The organism is Nonomuraea sp. NPDC049480, from assembly GCF_044465905.1.
Lineage (GTDB): Bacteria > Actinomycetota > Actinomycetes > Streptosporangiales > Streptosporangiaceae > Nonomuraea.
Genome location: NZ_JBITMD010000017.1, coordinates 151,842 through 167,437 on the forward strand (window position 1 = coordinate 151,842; position 15,596 = coordinate 167,437).

The window sequence follows — 15,596 nt, forward strand, 5'->3', positions numbered from 1 at the left end:
GCACAGGCACAGGCACAGACCCTACGCTTGTGCGAACCACGTGTGTCGAGTCACTCAGTACAGTGTCGGGGTGGCAGGTGAGCAGGTGAGCGCCCGGGTGGACAGCTGGATCTGGTCTGTGCGGCTGACCAGGACCCGTTCGATCGCGTCCGATGTCTGCCGGGGCGGGCACGTCCGGGTCAACGGAGTGCGGGTCAAGCCCGCGCACGCCGTCCGGGTCGGTGACGAGGTGCGGCTGCGGCACGAGGGGCGCGAACGCATCGTGGTCGTCTCCCGGATCATCACCAAGCGCGTCGGCGCCGCCGTGGCCGCCGAATGCTACGTCGACAAGAGCCCTCCGCCTCCTCCGCGCGAGGAGACCGTGACGGTGGCTGTTCGGGCTCGTGGCGCGGGTCGTCCCACCAAACGCGAGCGGCGCAGCATCGAGAAGCTGCTCGGTCGCCCGGCGGCGGAGGGGCGAGGCCGCGGGGCGCGCCCGGAGTGATTCGGGCCGCCGGCGCGCCTACTGATCAGCCGCACCTGCTCCGGGTCCGCAGGTTCAGCCGGACGCCGCCGACGTCGCTCTTGTGCACCGGCCCGGCGGCCTTGAGCACGACCGGCCGGCCGAGCCGCCGGGCACGCATCAGGCCCGACGAGGGCGCTGCGGGAGCCGCCCGGCAGGGGCCACTACAGTGAGGGCGTGGTCACCCGTGCGAGCTCCAGCGGACGTCGCCAGTTCCTCACCCGCAGGATCGTCGTGGCCGCGGGACGCCGCGTGGCCGAGTCCGAGGGCGTCGGCGGGCTGACCATCCGGCGGGTCGCCGCCGAGCTGGGCGCGGCCCCCATGGCGATCTACCGGCACGTCAAGGACAAACAGGAGCTCATCCTCGCGCTGCTGGACGACGTGGCCCAGGGCCTGCCGCCGCTGCCCGCCGAAGGGGGGACCCCGCAGGAGCGGATCGTGGGCGCGTTCGCCGCCGTGGACGCCTACCTCGCCCGGCACGTGTGGGTGGTGGAGATCCTGCGGCAGGGCGAGCTGTTCGCGCCGCGCGCCGCCGCCCTGTTCGTCTGGACCCTCGACCAGTTCGCCGAACTGGGGAAGGACGACCGTCAGGGGACCGACGCGTACGCGCAGTTGTGGTGGTATGTCCTCGGCCACCTGTCCTACCTGCCCGGCGTCGCCCCCGAGCGGCGCGCCGCCCGCATGGAACTGCTGGCCTCCTCGGTCGGCGACCCCGGCCGCGTCCGCGAGGCGGTCCGCTCCTTCGGCCACGAGACCGCGTTCCTCAACGGGCTCCGGACCCTCGTGGACGCGCTCGCGGCCCGCTGACCCCATCGCACCCACCCACTATTTAGGTTTGCCTAATTTATGTGTACTTTGTACGCATGACTCAGCGCCCGAAGGCCGGGTGGACTTTGGCCGTGGTATGCCTGGCCGCGGTCCTGCTCACCCTGGACATCACGATCGTCAACGTGGCACTCCCCGAGATCGCGGGTGAGCTGCAGGCCCGCCTGGACGGCCTGCAGTGGGCCATCAACGGCTACACGCTCGCGTTCGCCGCCCTGCTGCTGACCTCCGGATCGGTCTCCGACCGCGTCGGCCGCCGCGCCATCTTCACCGCCGGGGTGGTCCTGTTCACCGCCGCCTCCGCGGCCTGCGGATCGGCCTGGAGCCCCGGAGCCCTGGTGGCCTTCCGCATCGCGCAGGGCGTGGGCGGCGCGATGGTCATGGGCACCGCGATGGCGCTCATCGCCGGCGCCTACCCGGCGGGCCGGGCCCGCCAGAGCGCGATCGGCGCCTTCTCCGCCGCCGGTGGTGCCGCCGCCGGGCTCGGGCCGCTGGCCGGCGGCCTGCTGGTGGACACGCTCGGCTGGCGCTGGATCTTCTGGATCAACGTGCCCGTGGGCGTGCTCGTGCTGGCCGGGGCGCTGCTGCGGCTGCGTGAGCCGGCCAGGCAGGCCCCCGCGGGCCGGATCGACGCGCTCGGCGCCGCGCTGGCCGTCGTCATGCTGTTCGTCCTGAACTACGCGCTCATCGCCGGACCCGACCAGGGCTGGGGCTCGCCGGGAGTGCTGGCCACGCTGGTCGCCGGGCTGGTGCTGCTCGGGCTGTTCGGCGTGGTGCAGGCGCGCCGCCCGTACGCGGTGCTGGACGTGCGCCTGTTCCGGGTGCCGACCCTGCCCATCCTCGTCGTCGCCCCGCTGGCCGGGCGGCTGGGGCAGAAGATTTCCGCCTCCCGGCTGATGGCCGGCGGCTTCGCGCTGATCACGGTCGCGTTCCTGCTGCTGGCCAGGGTGGGCCCCGACAGCGACTGGAGCGTCGCGTTCCCCGGCTTCGTGCTCCTCGGCGTCGGCGGGGCGCTGGCCTTCCCGCCGCTGCTGGGCGTCACGCTCGACGTCGTCCCGCGCGAGCGGGCCGGAATGGCCTCCGGCCTGTCCAACACCTTCTTCCCGCTCGGCACCGCCACCGGCGTCGCGTTGTTCGGTGCGATCTTCACCTCGCGGATCGGCGCCGAGCTGCCCGGCCGGGCCGCCGCGGTCGCCGGCGGCCGGTTCGACCTGGTGAGCGGGTCCGACCTGGAGGCGGCCAGAAGCGCCTTCACCGGCGCGCTGTCCACCACCTGTCTGGTGGCGGCGGCCGCCGGGCCGGCCGGCGTGGCGATCTCGCTGCTGCTCATCCGGGCCCGCGACATGGAGCCCGTGCCGGTGAGCACGTAGCCGCAGGCGCCCCGCCGCACTAGGGAAAGTCCTAGGGCGTTCCCCGGGGCGCCGCCCCGGGGGACGTGTCAGCCTGCTGCAAACGAGTCGGCTTCGAGGAGGTCGGGCGGCGCGGTACGGGGGCGCCCACGACCGAGGGATGGGTGGAGGCATGACCCAGGCATCAGGTCCGATGGCGAAATCGGCGGAGCTGCGGGACTTCCTGCGCACGGCGGGCACACTGACGCCCGCCGACAGGCGCACGCTGGTCCAGCAGGCGCTGCTGCTCATCGAGCAGAACTACGCGCATCTGCCGCTCAAGGTCGCGATGCACGCGGTGAACCCGGTCCAGCGGCTACGGCTGCTCGGCCTGCGGCTCAGCAGGCAGACCGAGACGAGCATGGATCCGGAGTGGCGCTTCCACGCGGAGCTGTCGGAGATCTTCCACTCGGTACGCGACCTGCACACGAACTACCTGCTGCCACAGCCCTACGCCAGCAAGATCGCGTACCTGCCGTACCAGATCGAGGAGTACTACGAGGGCGAGGACCGCCACTACGTGGTGACCAGGGTCGTCGAGGGCTTCTCCGCGCCGGGGTTCGGCCCGGGCGTGGAGGTGACCCACTGGAACGGCGTCCCGATCGACCGGGTGGTGGCGCTGAACGCGGCGCGCTTCGCGGGAAGCAACCCGGCGGCGCGGCACTCGCGCGGTCTGCAGTCGCTCACGATCCGGCCGCTGCGCATGCACGTGCCGCCGGAGGAGGACTGGGTGACGCTCAGCTACGTCAACGGCGACGGGATCGCCAAGGAGCTGCGGGAGAGATGGCGCGTCGCCGACAACCTGCCGCCCTTCGTCGACGCCGACCGGCTCAGCACCGCGGCCGTGGCCCAGGGCCTCGACCTCGGCACGGACGAGATCGGCCGCGCCGTCAAGCTGCTCTTCGTCCCGGAGGCGATCACGACCAGGGAGGCGCTGGACGTCGCGGACCTCACGGCCGAGCCCGCGGCGCCGGGCGCGCACGTGCCGACGTCCATGCCGTCGGTGTTCCGGGCCAGGAGCGTGGTCACCGCGGCCGGCACGTACGGCCACATCCGCGTGTTCACCTTCAACGTCAACGACCCCGACGGGTTCGTGGCCGAGTTCGTCCGGCTCATCGGGCTGCTGCCGCAGAACGGGCTCATCGTCGACGTACGCGGCAACGGCGGCGGGCACATCTTCGCCAGCGAGTTCCTCCTGCAGACGCTCACCCCCCGCGCCATCACGCCGGAGCCGACGCAGTTCATCACGACGCCGCTGAACGTGCGGATCTGTCACCAGCACAAGGGCGACCCGACCGGCCAGATCGATCTCACGCCGTGGTGCGCCTCGATGGAGCAGGCGCTGGAGACCGGCGCCGTCTACTCGGGCGGCTTCCCCATCACGCCCGCCGACGGGGCCAACGCCATCGGCCAGCGCTACCACGGCCCGGTCGTGCTGATCACCGACGCGCGCTGCTACTCGGCGACCGACATCTTCGCCGCCGGCTTCCAGGACCACAAGATCGGCCCTGTGCTGGGCGTGGACGACAACACCGGCGCGGGCGGCGCCAACGTGTGGACCCACCAGCTGCTCAAGCTGCTCCTGGAGCTGCCGGAACCGGCGGCCGACAGCCCGTACCGGCCGCTGCCGGGGGAGGCGGGCATGCGGGTGTCCATCCGGCGCACCCTGCGTGTGCACGACCGCGCGGGCACCCCCGTCGAGGACCTCGGCGTGGCGCCGGACCACCGCCACCGCATGACCCGCCGCGACGTCCTCCAGGACAACGCGGACCTGCTGGAGCGGGCCGGGCAGCTGCTCGCCGCCCAGCCGGTGCGCCACCTGGACGCGCGGGTCGCGGCGGCCGGCGAGGAGCTGGCCCTCCAGACCCGGTTCCTGGACCGGGCCGACGTCTACCTGGACGGCCGGCCGAAGGTGTCGGTGGACCTGTCGCAGGAGAACGTGACGGTCCCCGTCCCCGGGATCGGCGCCGCCCGGGTGATCCGCGTGGAGGGCTTCCAGAACGGCGACCTCGTGGCGGCCCGCACGATCACGCGCTGAGCCGCCCAGGCCGTCTCCCCAGGCCGTGTCCCCGGGCGCCGGGGGCACGGCCCTTCACACGCGCAGCAACGACGGCCAGGTCTTCGGGCCGACGGAGCCGTCCTCGTCGAGGCCCTTGGCCCGCTGGAACCCGCGGATGAGCTCGACCAGGCCGGAGTCGCACTGGGTGGACTCCAGCCAGCCCTGCAGCCCTTCCGGGATGCCCGTGTACGCGGCGGAAGGCACGTGACCCCGGGCGAACAGGCAGCCTCTGACGGTCTTGACGTCGTAGTTGTCGTCACCGGGCCGGATCACCGGCAGGTCCTTCACGATCTTCTCCGTCCAGGATAATTCCGACTCCTCGCCGCCCTCGAGGAGGGCCTCGACGGCCTTCCGGAAGTCGTTCATGTCGATGGAGTGCGGGTCGGGCTTGGAGGTGTTGACCTCCCGGTGCGCCTTCACGCGCGAGGCGGGCAGCCCGAACTCGCGGCAGAGCTCCGCGCACAGCCGGACGTAGGCGTCCTTCTGCGCCTGCGGCCAGGGCTGCCTGCCGTCGTTCTCGGCTTCGATGCCGATCGAGCTGGAGTTGTCGTGCCGCGGCGAGGTCGAGGGCGCGTTGTGCCAGCAGCGGCCGGCGGCGATGACGTAGATGGTGCCCGACCTGCCGAGGCCGAAGTGCGACAGCGGCCCGTCGAGCCCGGGCCGGCCGTCGCGCACCACCGCGAGCGACGGGTAGTCCCCGCCGCCGGCCGGGCCCGCGGTGTGGTGGCAGACGATGCCCTGCACCTCGGGTTGCGGCCCGTGACCGCGGGTCTTCCAGCCGGCCACTTCGGTCACCGGGCTGCCGGTACGGCGGGCGACGTCGGCGAGCTGGGTCAAGAACGGCATGAGGGGACCTCCATAACGGTCTGCTATCACCGCTTTACAGATCTTTGCATGCTGTCCCATATCGAGGTTGGGGAAATCCGGAAATGTCCTACGTGGTCTTCGCCACGGTGACGACGACCTTCCCCGAGGAGCGCCCCTCTTCCTGGTACCTGACGGCCGCCGGGATCTCCTCGAACGCGTACTGCCGGTCGATCACCGGATGGATCTCGCCCGCCTCGATGAGCTCGGTCAGCGTGATCAGGTTCCGCTTGTTCTCCTTGCACGCGACCACGTCCGTCCGGGTCACCTTGTGCGGCAGGAACAGTGAGGCCGCGAGCGCGGCGAACATGGTCCCGGCCGGCTGCAGCCACCGGCCGCCCGGCCCGCCGACCAGCACGTGGACGCCCCCCGGCTTCAGAACCCGCCGGTAGGCGGAGGCACCGTGGCTGCTCGCGTTGTCGATCACCAGGTCGTAGCGGCGGCCCTGCCGGGTGAAGTCCTCCTTGGTGTAGTCGACGACCTCGTCGGCGCCGAGCGAGCGCACCAGATCCACGTTCCGGTGGCTGCAGACGCCGGTGACCTCGCCGCCGAACGCCTTGGCGAGCTGCACGGCGAACGTCCCCACACCTCCCGACGCCCCGTTGACCAGGACCTTCTGCCCCGGCTTGAGCCGCCCGTCGTCACGTACGGCCAGCAGGGCCGTGTTGGCCGCCATCGGCACCGCCGCGGCCTCCTCGAACGACAGGTTCCGCGGCTTCGGCGCCAGCTCGCTCTCCCGTACACAGGCGTACTCGCCGAACCCGTCCCGCTTGGACATCGCGTACACCTCGTCGCCCGGCTGGAACTCGGTCACGGCCTTCCCGACCGCCTCGACCTCCCCGGCCAGGTCGGCCCCCAGGATCGGGATGCCCGGCTTGCGCAGCCCGAGGCCGCCGGGCATCAGGCGGGCGACGTACGGCTCGCCGCGCATCAGGTGCCAGTCGTAGGGCTGGACGGAGGTGGCGCGCACCCGCACCAGCACCTCGTCGTCGCGGGGCTCGGGCTTGTCGATGTGCTTGAGCTCGAGGGCGCTGGGCGGGCCGTACGAGCTTGAGACGAAGGCCTTCATCACGTTCTCCTCATGTCGGGTGAACGTCAGTGTGACCAAAGGCCGCGGACGGGGTAACAGCCGAAAGTACGACCTCGCCGGTGGCCGATAGGACGGTCCCGCGCGGGCCGTTGTGCCGATGAGCCGGCACCGTCCCGGCCGTCACCATCGAGGCATGACCACCCTCCAGCGCACCGCCACGACCAGGCGGGGATGGCTGATCCCCGCCGGGCTGCTCGTCCTCGGCTTCATCCCCGTGGTCGCCGGGGCCGTCCGCCTGACCGAGCTGACCGCGGGCGCGGACATCACACCGGCGAACGAGCGGTTCTTCGCGATGCCCCTGCCCGTGGTGCTGCACATCGTGTCCGTCACCGTGTACAGCGTGCTGGGGGCCTTCCAGTTCGCGCCCGGGTTCCGCCGCCGCAGGCCCGGCTGGCACCGCGCCGCCGGGCGGGTCCTCGTCCCGAGCGGCCTCGTGGTGGGGTTGTCCGGCCTGTGGATGACCCTGTTCTACGCCCTCCCGGCCGGCGACCAGGGGCTGCTCACGGTCTTCCGGCTCGGGTTCGGCTCGGCCATGGTGGTCTCCATCGTGCTCGGCGTCGCCGCGATCCGGCGGCGCGACATCGCCCGCCACCGCGCCTGGATGACCCGCGGCTACGCGATCGGCATGGGCGCGGGCACGCAGGCGGTGACCCAGGCCGCCTGGATCGCGGTCAGCGGCACGCCCGGCGAGCTCACCAGGCAGCTGCTCCTGGGCGCCGGCTGGGCGATCAACGTCGCCGTCGCCGAATGGGTCATCCGCCGGCGCCGGCGCCCCCGCGTCAGTTCTTGATCCGGTTGGTCTCGTACGCCCACATCGCGATCTCGACGCGGTTGCGGACGCCGAGCTTGGTCATCAGGCTCCCGACGTGGCTCTTGACCGTGCTCAGCGAGATGTGCAGCTCCTTGGCGATCTCGCTGTTGGTGCGCCCCCGCGCCACCGTCGCCAGAATCTGCTCCTCCCGGTCGGTGAGCGCCTCGATGGGCTGCGCCGGCGGCGCGGCCGGCCCGGCTCCGGCGAACGCGCCCAGCAGCCGGGCCGTGATGTTCGGCGCGATGAGCGCGTCGCCGTCCGCGGCCGCCCGGATGGCCTGGGCGAGCAGCTCGGGTCCCGCGTCCTTGAGCAGGAAGCCCCTGGCGCCCGCCCGGAGCGCGGCGTAGACGTACTCGTCGAGGTCGAACGTGGTGATGACGACCACGGCCAGCGGGTCCGCGACGTCCGGCCCGGCGAGCAGGCGGGTGGCCTCGATCCCGTCGAGGCCGGGCATGCGGATGTCGAACAGGCACACGTCGGGCCGCAGCCGCCGTGCGAGCTCGACGGCCCGCCGCCCGTCGCCGGCCTCGCCGACGACCTCGATACCAGGCTGGGCGTCGAGGATCATCCGCAGCCCGGTGCGGGCGATCTCCTGGTCGTCGGCCACGATCACCTTGATGCTCATGTCGCCACCCTGGTACGTGGTAACACGGCCGTCACCGTCCATCCCCGGCCGGGATTCGGGCCGGCCTCGCAGGTGCCGCCCAGCAGGCCGGCGCGTTCGATCATGCCGATGAGACCATACCCCGGCGTCGCGATCGTCCGGCCGGAGACACTGTCGCCGTCGTCGCTCACCCGCAGGCGCACCGACGTGTCGTCGGCGGCCACGCTGACGTCGATGCGGGTGGCGTGCCGCGCGTGCCGCCGGGCGTTGGTGACCGACTCCTGCGCGATGCGGTAGATCGCGGCCCCGACCGACGGGGGGACGCCGTCGAGGTCGCCGCTGATCTCCACGGCGACCGCCGGGCCGACCCGGCCCCGGCCGGCCAGCTCTTTCAGATCGGCGATGTGCTTGCCCGGTGTCAGCTCCGCCGGCTCGTTCCTGCGCAGGAGGTGCACCATGGCCCGCATCTCGGCCAGGGTGCGCGACGCCTCGGCCTCGATCACGCGCAGCGCGTCGGTCGCGGCGTCCGGCTGCGTCGCCGACGCCGCCAGGCCCGCCTGGGCGCGGATCGCCATCGCCGAGACGTGGTGGGCGACGGTGTCGTGCAGGTCGCGCGCGAGCTGCTCGCGTTGGAGGAGCTTGACCTGGTCGAGCTCGCGCAGCCGGGCCCGCGCCCGGTAGCGGAACGCCACGCCCAGCGTGAGGCAGGAGAACATCACGGCGAACGCGCCCACCAGGTCGCCGGAGATCAGCCGGCCCGAGACGATCGAGGCGCACACCACGCCCAGCGTGATCAGGAATCCGATCACGGCCTCGCGGCCGGATCCCCACCGATACAGCGAGTAGATCAGTATCAGGACGTACACCATCGTGTACGCGTCCAAGGAGGTGCCGCCCATCAGGAGCGGGGCCAGGCTCGTGCCGACGAACATGATCAAGGCCATCAGCAGCGGCTTGGTCCGCCGCCACAACAGCGTGGGCACCAGCGCGATGGTGACGGCGACCGAGACGGCCCGCCACGGAAGGTCCGGCCGCAGCACCCCTTCGACAACCGCGAGCGGCACGAGCACGCCCACGAGCGCCCAGTCCCACCACGTCCGGCGCGGCACGCTGGGGGGACGTGGCTCGTTCCACACGGAGCGAAGAAGACCGCGCACGCCATCATCGTACGAGACCGCGCCACCCGACCGGCCCACGCCACCAGGCCGGACGACAACGCGCGCTTCGCGCCGCGACGCCGGGCGGAGGAGCCGCCGGCGGGCTCAGCGGCCGGGCTGGACGTGGGTCAGGTCCGCGCCCAGGAGGTCGGCCACCGCACGGAGGTCGGCCAGGCGGTGGCCGGTGCCGAGGGCCCAGTGGTGGGAGATGCCGCTGGCGCTCCAGGCGTCGGTCCACTCACCCGGGTCGCAGCCGAAGTCCACCCGCGACGTCGTGTTCCCGATCCGCAGCAGCGGACCCTCCACCACCTCGCCCTCCGACACCACGAACCCGTACCCGCCGTCCCGCGCCTGCCGCAGCCCGAACGCCGTGACCGGCCCCCGCGTCACGTCGAACTCGACCGACACGCCCCACCCGCGCTTGCCGTGGTAGACGCCGAGCCCGCGCAGCAGCGGGCGGCGTGAGCTGATGGCCAGGTGGGCGGGCCCGTCGTGGCCCATCTCCACGTGGCCGCGGGCGAAGTCGAGCGCCTGCAGCTCCGTGAACGAGCCGCCGCCGCCCAGCCGGTCCATGATCAGCATGGCGAGCGACGTGCGCAGCTCGTACTCGCCGGCCGCCGGCACGCCGCGGGCCGTGAGCAGGGACGCGCCGAGGATCATGCCGGCCCCGAGCCGCTCGTGGATCTCGCCGTCGAGCCCGCGGTGGTAGTACGCCAGACTGTCCAGCTGGAAGTCGTCGACCAGCCGGTCCAGCCCGGCCGACACGCGCGCGGCCCACGCCAGGTCCTCGTCGTTCACGGAGTCCGCGAGCTCGAACACCTCGCGGGCCAGCTCGACGCGCTCGGCGGTCTCGCCGTCGGTGACCTTCTCCACGCGTACCCGCAGGTCGTCGAATTCCAGCACCTCGACGTGCCCGCCGAAGTTCGCGCTGACCAGGGTGAGGTCGGTGGCCACGTCCAGCATGCCCGGGTACAGGTGCCCCATCAGGCCGTGCCGTCCCCGCCGCAGCGCGGCGCGCACGGCGGCCGCCCGCACCCACCGGCCGATCCGGTCCCACGCCCGCTCGTCCTCCAGGTAGCCGGAGACCGAGCGGAACGGGATGCCGCAGCGGGTGAACGCGTTGGCCATCTCCGGCAGCGGGCAGGCGCCGCAGTAGGCCAGCCACTGGCCCGTGTCGAACGTGGCGTGGTCCATCGACTCGGTCGGCTGCAGGTTGATCAGCAGCACGGGCGCGCCGCTGCGCTGCGCGATCGGCACGAGCATCGTGGCCGTCATGTACGTCGTGAGGAACCCGACGATGAGGTCGCACCCCGCCTCGCGCAGCTTCTCCGCCGCCGCCGCGCCCTCCTGGGCGTCGGAGATGAAACCGACGTCCACCACCTCGCAGTCCAGCGCCTTCATGCGCTCGGCCACCCGCGCGGACGAGCGCTGGAGCTGCGGCAGCAGGTCGGGGAACTGCGGCCAGTACGCCCCCAGTCCTCCGGCGACCAGCCCCACCTTGGTCGGGGGCGGTGTGATCCGAGTGAACGTGCTCACCGGTTCTCTCCCTTCAGCGGACTTCGACCTCGATGATCCGGGTGTAGTCGTTGGCGCCGTTCGAGGCGAGCGCGACGACGCGGACGGCGTCCGCGGTGACGGGCGCGAAGTCCGAGCGCGCGCTGCCCGCGGTGTTGCCGCGCACCTGCGCGACCGTCTGCCACTGGCCGCCCACCTGCGCCTGGACGTCCCAGTCCCGCAGCCCGTAGATCGCGGCGGGGTAGCGCTCGGTGTCCAGCGTGTACAGCTCCACGCGGGAGACCTGGCGCGGGCCGCCGAGCGCGACGGCGACGGTGTCGGGCCAGGCCCGGCCGGTGGCGTCGTTCCAGCCGTTGCCGCCGGCCCAGCCGTTGGAGGACCGGTCGCCGTCGGCGACGCTGCACGGCGGGTAGTTGGCGTTGGTGTGCTGCGAGGAGGCGGTGACGGGCCGGCGCAGCGCGTGGTTGCCGCCGTTGTCCAGCCGGTCCACGGGCATGACCTCGACGGGCACCTCCAGCGTCCGGCCGGAGGCGCGCAGGCGCAGCCCGTAGGTGCCCTCCTTCGCGTCGGGCGGGACGGCGACCAGCAGCTTCGCCCCGAGCTCGTAGCCGGGCGGCAGGTAGCTGGTCAGCATCGAGCGGGAGGCGGTCAGCGGCGGGTCGGTCTCGACCCGCATGGTGGCGTACGCGGGCTTCCTCTCCTCGCTGCGCATGCCGATTTCGATCTTGGCGGGGCAGGCGGGGTCCACGCCCAGCGGGGCGATCAGGCGGCCGGCGCCCGCGATGGGGGTCACTCTGGGCTCCCAGGAGGCCCCGAGGGAGAGCGCGAGGGCGAGCGCCGCGGTGAGGTAACGCATGATCGTTCCTTCCTAGAGCGCGTGCAGGCCGGGGGCGCCGTCGAGGGTGACCAGGCTCGCCCTGGTGGAGACCGGCGCGCCGGGCCGGTCCACGTACGGGACGACCTTGAAATCGGCCCGCCACCGGTCGCGGGTCACCTCGCAGGAGACGTAGCCGCGCTGGTAGCTGGAGAACCTGAGGTGCGGGTTGACCGGGTCGCTGCCGCCCGGCGGCAGCCCCGTCTGGGCGTTGCCGTTGCCGCCGCTGCTGACGGACGTGCCGACGAACTCCACGCCGACCGTGGGCGAGGCCGGGTCGTCGAAGTTCGCCTTGAGCTCGCCGGCCAGGTTGTAGTGGATGTCGCCGGTCAGCACCACGGGATTGCTCACCCGGCGCTCGATCATGCCGTTGATCAGGCGGTCCTTGGCGGCCTTGTAGCCGTCCCAGAGGTCCATGCTGAGGCGCTGCGCGGGTCCCTGATCGAAGTCGAGCTGGATCATGGCGACCTGCTGGGCCAGCACGTTCCACTTGGCGCGCGAGCCGCCCAGGCCGTCGAGTAACCAGGACTCCTGCTCGGCGCCGAGCATCTGCCTGGCGGGGTCGAGGCGGGCGGCGCAGTCCACCTGCTGCCCGTCGCCGCAGACCTGGTCGTCGCGGTACTGCCGGGTGTCGAGCACGTTGAACTCGGCCAGGTCGCCGAAGGTGAACCTGCGGTGGATCCGGGCGTCCGGGCCCTGCACGGCCGGCGCCCGTACGGGCATGTTCTCCCAGAAGGCGCGGAAGGCGTTGGCGCGGATCACCAGGTAGTCCTGCTCGGTCACCTCGCCGCCGGGGCCGTGCGGGCCCGCCCAGTTGTCGAGCACCTCGTGGTCGTCCCAGGTGACGATCCACGGCGCCCGGTGGTGCGCGGCCTGCAGGTCGGGGTCGCTCTTGTAGAGGCCGTACTGGACGCGGAAGCGGTCGAGGGTGTCGCACTGCACGCGGAACTGCTCGGGCACGGGCGTGTTCCGCAGGCCGCCCATCGGCACGATGCCGTACTCGTAGATGTAGTCGCCGAGGTGGAAGACCACGTCGGGGTTCTCCTCGGCCAGGTGGCGGTAGGCGCTGTAGTAGCCGTCCTGCCACGACGCGCACGAGGCGAAGGCCAGGCGCAGCGCCTCGGGGCTGCTCCGCGGCGCGGGCGCGGTCTTCGTCCGGCCCACGGGACTGATCTCGCCGCCGGTGCGGAAACGGTAGAAGTACTCGCGGCCGGGCCGCAGGCCCTTGGCGTCCACGTGGACGGAGTGACCGTACTCGGGGGTGGCCCGGGTGGAGCCGTGCCGGACGCGCCTGGTGAACGCCTCGTCCTCGGCGATCTCCCAGTCGACCTTGATCGTGTTGTACGGCAGCCCGCCGAGCGGCTCCAGCGGCCTGGGCGCCAGCCGGGTCCAGAGGATCACCCGGTCGGGCAGCGGATCACCCGAGGCCACGCCGAGCTGGAAGGGGTAGTCTCCGCCGCGCACGCTCGCCCGCGCCGTCCAGGGATCGGCGAGGCCGGTGGTGAAGGCCAGGGCGAACGCGGCGCCGCCGAGGCCGAGGAAGGATCGACGCGAAGGGCCATCCATGCTTGCTTCCTAAGCTGGGGGGCGAAAGCCCTCACTTTGTAGCAAGCGGGCGAGCGTGTAACAAGACTCTAGTTACAAATAACGTCCTTTAGCGTTACATCTGTGCCACCTGGACGTTGCGGTGCCGGTCGCGCAGCCGCTGGAGCCGCTCGGCCGGGGCGGCCGAGTCGACCACGACGACGTCGAAGTCGTCGAGCGGCGCGACCCGGTGCAGCGCCACCCGGGCCAGCTTGGAGCCGTCTACGGCCAGGATGCGGCGGGCGCCCGCGCGCAGCATCGCCCGCTTCACCAGGACGATCTCCTGTTCCTGGTGGTAGGCGTACTCATCGGAGATGGCCGAGGTGGAGACCACGACCACGTCGGTGCTCACCGCCTCGACCGCCTCCACGCAGCCCAGGCCGAGGAAGGAGTCGTGGGTGGCGTGGTATTCGCCGCCGAGCGCGATGAGGCGGATGTCGCGCCGCCCGGTGAGCAGCCTGATCGCCTCCAGGAAATTCGTCACCACGGTGAGCGGGGCCAGTTCGCTCAGGTGGCGGGCCACGGCCAGCGCCGTCGTGGAGTCGTCGAGCATGACCGAGCTGCCCGGCTCGATCATCCCCGCCACCACGCGGGCGATCGCGTCCTTCTCGGCGGTGTGGGCCTGGAGCCGGTAGGCGATGTTGCTCTCCCAGACGTTGCTGGGCTGGGCGGTGGCGCCGCCGCGGACCTTGCGCACCATGCCCTGGCGCTCCAGCTCGTCGAGGTCGCGGTGAACGGTCATCACGCTCACGCCGAAGCTCTCGGCGAGCTCCGTCACCGAGGCGGAGCCCTGGCGGACGATGTGCTCCACCATGCCCCGCCACCGGGCCGACTTGCTGGGGGTGTGGTTACGCGACTCCACCGAAGCCCTCTCACCCGTTGTGGCCGGCTGCGAATCTTATCCCTTGACACCGGTCTCGAGCGACTCGTAACCTCCGCAGATATATCACTTTTAACAAATTGGCTGTTAACTTAACAACCAGTTCACGGAGGTGGGCGCCGGCATGACCGACCTTCTGCACGAGGCCAAGGTGAGCCGCGGGCGGTTTCTGCGGATGATGGGCGGCCTGGCCGCGGCCACGGCCGTCACTGTCGTCAACTCAGGCTGCTCCACCAGGCCGGATACCACTGCGACGACCGGCGGCGGCGCCGCGACCGAGCTCAAGTTCGTCGGCGTGGCCGACCAGAAGGCGCCGATGGACAAGCTGGCGGCCGCCTACCAGCAGGCCAAGCCGTCCGTGCGCATCGCCGCCTCCTACGCCCCGACCGACCAGGTGCAGACCTCGCTGCGCACCCAGCTCGGCGCCGGCAACGCCCCCGACCTGCATGTGGTGTACCCGGGCAACGGCAGCGCGATGTCGATGTCCCAGATCGCCGGGGCCGGACTGCTGGCCGACCTGTCGGCGCAGGCGTGGACCAAGACGATCCCGGCGGGCTTCAAGCCCGCCTTCCAGCTCGACGGCAAGACCTACATCTTCTCGGCCGGCTCGTCGGTCATCGGAGCCGTCTACAACAAGAAGGTCTTCGAGAAGGCCGGCGTCGCGTCACCGCCGGCCACCTGGAGCGAGTTCCTCGCGCTCTGCGACAAGCTGAAGAAGGCCGGCGTGGTGCCGATCGCGCTGGGCGCGCAGACGCCGTGGGTCACCCAGCTCATCACGTACGCGCTGGTGCCCTCGACCGTCTACGCCAAGGACCCGTCCTTCGACGACAAGCAGCTGGCCGGGCAGGCGAGCTTCGCCCAGTCGGGCTGGCGCCAGGCCATGGAGATGTACCTGGAGCTGCAGAAACGCGGCTTCTTCAACGACAAGCCGAACGGCACCACCTTCGAGCAGCAGACCTCCATGGTGGCCACCGGCAAGGCCGCCATGGCGATCCAGGTCTCGGCCGTCCTGCCGGACTTCCGCAAGGCCGCCTCCTCGCCCGACGACCTGTCGATGTTCCCCGTGCCGGGCGCCGACGACGCGAGCTCCGTGTGGATCCCGGCCGGGGTGGTCGTCGGGCTCGGCGCCGGCGCCAAGGGCAAGAACGCCGAGGAGGCCAAGGCGTTCATCGACTTCCTCGGCAAGCAGGAGAACATCAACGCCTGGGCCAAGGAGATCGCCGCCATCCCGCTCACCCAGGACGCCTCCTCGGCCATCGACCCGGCCGTGGAGTCGTTCCTGCCGTTCACCAAGGACCGGGCGGTGCCGTTCATGGACCAGCGCTGGCCCAACGCCGAGGTGCAGCCCGTGCACTTCGCGGTGATCCAGGAGCTGCTGGCCGGTGATGCGACGATCGACGAGGCGCTGAAGAAGATGGACGAGGCGTACCGGAAGTGACCTCG

15 protein-coding genes are annotated in these 15,596 nt (G+C 71.8%); 6 read left to right on the forward strand and 9 right to left on the reverse strand.

Translation table 11 applies throughout. The features are described 5' to 3' along the window. Nucleotides 1-70 precede the first annotated feature (70 nt). Nucleotides 71-484: an RNA-binding S4 domain-containing protein gene (locus tag ACIBX3_RS38770; protein WP_397125524.1), complete on the forward strand. Its 414-nt coding sequence runs from the start codon at nt 71-73 to the stop codon at nt 482-484. 25 nt (nt 485-509) lie between these two features. On the opposite strand, the gene ACIBX3_RS38775 is transcribed toward ACIBX3_RS38770, so the two are convergent. Further along, nucleotides 510-623 carry an acetate--CoA ligase family protein gene (locus ACIBX3_RS38775; protein ID WP_397125525.1) on the reverse strand — a complete coding sequence of 38 codons (114 nt, stop codon included), beginning with the start codon at nt 621-623 and terminating at the stop codon, nt 510-512. Nucleotides 624-679: 56 nt separating this feature from the next. Here ACIBX3_RS38775 and ACIBX3_RS38780 point away from each other — a divergent pair, with 56 nt between their 5' ends. From ACIBX3_RS38780 to ACIBX3_RS38790, 3 genes are all read left to right on the forward strand, one after another. After that, nucleotides 680-1,309 carry a TetR/AcrR family transcriptional regulator gene (locus ACIBX3_RS38780; RefSeq protein ID WP_397125526.1) on the forward strand — a complete coding sequence of 210 codons (630 nt, stop codon included), beginning with the start codon at nt 680-682 and terminating at the stop codon, nt 1,307-1,309. Between the two features lie 56 nt (nt 1,310-1,365). Beyond that, the gene (locus ACIBX3_RS38785; RefSeq protein ID WP_397125527.1) at nt 1,366-2,697 is read left to right on the forward strand and encodes an MFS transporter; all 1,332 of its coding nucleotides are present in this window, start codon (nt 1,366-1,368) and stop codon (nt 2,695-2,697) included. Nucleotides 2,698-2,848: 151 nt separating this feature from the next. Beyond that, complete coding sequence (locus ACIBX3_RS38790; protein ID WP_397125528.1) at nt 2,849-4,753, forward strand: S41 family peptidase; 1,905 nt, start codon at nt 2,849-2,851, stop codon at nt 4,751-4,753. A 54-nt stretch (nt 4,754-4,807) separates the two neighbouring features. Here the strand turns inward: ACIBX3_RS38790 and ACIBX3_RS38795 are convergent, their stop codons facing one another. Together ACIBX3_RS38795 and ACIBX3_RS38800 are read right to left on the reverse strand one after the other, a co-directional pair. Beyond that, the gene (locus ACIBX3_RS38795; RefSeq protein ID WP_397125529.1) at nt 4,808-5,620 is read right to left on the reverse strand and encodes an N-acetylmuramoyl-L-alanine amidase; all 813 of its coding nucleotides are present in this window, start codon (nt 5,618-5,620) and stop codon (nt 4,808-4,810) included. Nucleotides 5,621-5,708: 88 nt separating this feature from the next. Continuing rightward, nucleotides 5,709-6,707 carry an NAD(P)-dependent alcohol dehydrogenase gene (locus tag ACIBX3_RS38800; RefSeq protein WP_397125530.1) on the reverse strand — a complete coding sequence of 333 codons (999 nt, stop codon included), beginning with the start codon at nt 6,705-6,707 and terminating at the stop codon, nt 5,709-5,711. Between the two features lie 154 nt (nt 6,708-6,861). Between ACIBX3_RS38800 and ACIBX3_RS38805 the strand changes: the two genes are divergently transcribed. Next, nucleotides 6,862-7,518, forward strand: coding sequence for a DUF2306 domain-containing protein (locus ACIBX3_RS38805; RefSeq protein WP_397125531.1), 657 nt, complete (start codon nt 6,862-6,864; stop codon nt 7,516-7,518). Here ACIBX3_RS38805 and ACIBX3_RS38810 read toward each other — a convergent pair. The 6 genes from ACIBX3_RS38810 to ACIBX3_RS38835 form a co-directional block, all read right to left on the reverse strand. Continuing rightward, nucleotides 7,508-8,164 carry a response regulator gene (locus tag ACIBX3_RS38810; RefSeq protein ID WP_397125532.1) on the reverse strand — a complete coding sequence of 219 codons (657 nt, stop codon included), beginning with the start codon at nt 8,162-8,164 and terminating at the stop codon, nt 7,508-7,510. The two genes, ACIBX3_RS38805 and ACIBX3_RS38810, sit on opposite strands and share 11 nt — an antisense overlap. After that, the gene (locus ACIBX3_RS38815) at nt 8,161-9,300 is read right to left on the reverse strand and encodes a sensor histidine kinase (protein ID WP_397125533.1); all 1,140 of its coding nucleotides are present in this window, start codon (nt 9,298-9,300) and stop codon (nt 8,161-8,163) included. Before ACIBX3_RS38815 ends, ACIBX3_RS38810 begins: the two co-directional genes overlap by 4 nt. Nucleotides 9,301-9,405: 105 nt before the next feature. Then, nucleotides 9,406-10,836 carry an arabinose isomerase gene (locus ACIBX3_RS38820; protein WP_397125534.1) on the reverse strand — a complete coding sequence of 477 codons (1,431 nt, stop codon included), beginning with the start codon at nt 10,834-10,836 and terminating at the stop codon, nt 9,406-9,408. Nucleotides 10,837-10,849: 13 nt separating this feature from the next. Next, nucleotides 10,850-11,671, reverse strand: a complete 822-nt coding sequence (locus ACIBX3_RS38825) for a discoidin domain-containing protein (protein ID WP_397125535.1) — start codon at nt 11,669-11,671, stop codon at nt 10,850-10,852. A gap of 12 nt (nt 11,672-11,683) precedes the next feature. Beyond that, on the reverse strand, nt 11,684-13,255 hold the full coding sequence (locus tag ACIBX3_RS38830) for an alkaline phosphatase D family protein (RefSeq protein ID WP_397125536.1): 1,572 nt from the start codon (nt 13,253-13,255) through the stop codon (nt 11,684-11,686). 94 nt (nt 13,256-13,349) lie between these two features. After that, entirely contained in the window at nt 13,350-14,135 is a 786-nt protein-coding gene (locus tag ACIBX3_RS38835; RefSeq protein ID WP_397125537.1) for a DeoR/GlpR family DNA-binding transcription regulator, read from the reverse strand. 142 nt (nt 14,136-14,277) lie between these two features. Between ACIBX3_RS38835 and ACIBX3_RS38840 the strand changes: the two genes are divergently transcribed. Continuing rightward, nucleotides 14,278-15,591, forward strand: a complete 1,314-nt coding sequence (locus ACIBX3_RS38840; protein WP_397125538.1) for an extracellular solute-binding protein — start codon at nt 14,278-14,280, stop codon at nt 15,589-15,591. The last annotated feature ends 5 nt before the right edge of the window (nt 15,592-15,596 follow it).

Bases quoted from the DNA above. Each gene is read 5' to 3' on its own strand.
- ACIBX3_RS38775 (WP_397125525.1), bottom strand. From the start codon at position 623: ATGCGTGCCCGGCGGCTCGGCCGGCCGGTCGTGCTCAAGGCCGCCGGG.
- ACIBX3_RS38785 (WP_397125527.1), top strand. From the start codon at position 1,366: ATGACTCAGCGCCCGAAGGCCGGGTGGACTTTGGCCGTGGTATGCCTG.
- ACIBX3_RS38790 (WP_397125528.1), top strand. From the start codon at position 2,849: ATGACCCAGGCATCAGGTCCGATGGCGAAATCGGCGGAGCTGCGGGAC.
- ACIBX3_RS38795 (WP_397125529.1), bottom strand. From the start codon at position 5,620: ATGCCGTTCTTGACCCAGCTCGCCGACGTCGCCCGCCGTACCGGCAGC.
- ACIBX3_RS38800 (WP_397125530.1), bottom strand. From the start codon at position 6,707: ATGAAGGCCTTCGTCTCAAGCTCGTACGGCCCGCCCAGCGCCCTCGAG.
- ACIBX3_RS38805 (WP_397125531.1), top strand. From the start codon at position 6,862: ATGACCACCCTCCAGCGCACCGCCACGACCAGGCGGGGATGGCTGATC.
- ACIBX3_RS38810 (WP_397125532.1), bottom strand. From the start codon at position 8,164: ATGAGCATCAAGGTGATCGTGGCCGACGACCAGGAGATCGCCCGCACC.
- ACIBX3_RS38825 (WP_397125535.1), bottom strand. From the start codon at position 11,671: ATGCGTTACCTCACCGCGGCGCTCGCCCTCGCGCTCTCCCTCGGGGCC.
- ACIBX3_RS38830 (WP_397125536.1), bottom strand. From the start codon at position 13,255: ATGGATGGCCCTTCGCGTCGATCCTTCCTCGGCCTCGGCGGCGCCGCG.
- ACIBX3_RS38840 (WP_397125538.1), top strand. From the start codon at position 14,278: ATGACCGACCTTCTGCACGAGGCCAAGGTGAGCCGCGGGCGGTTTCTG.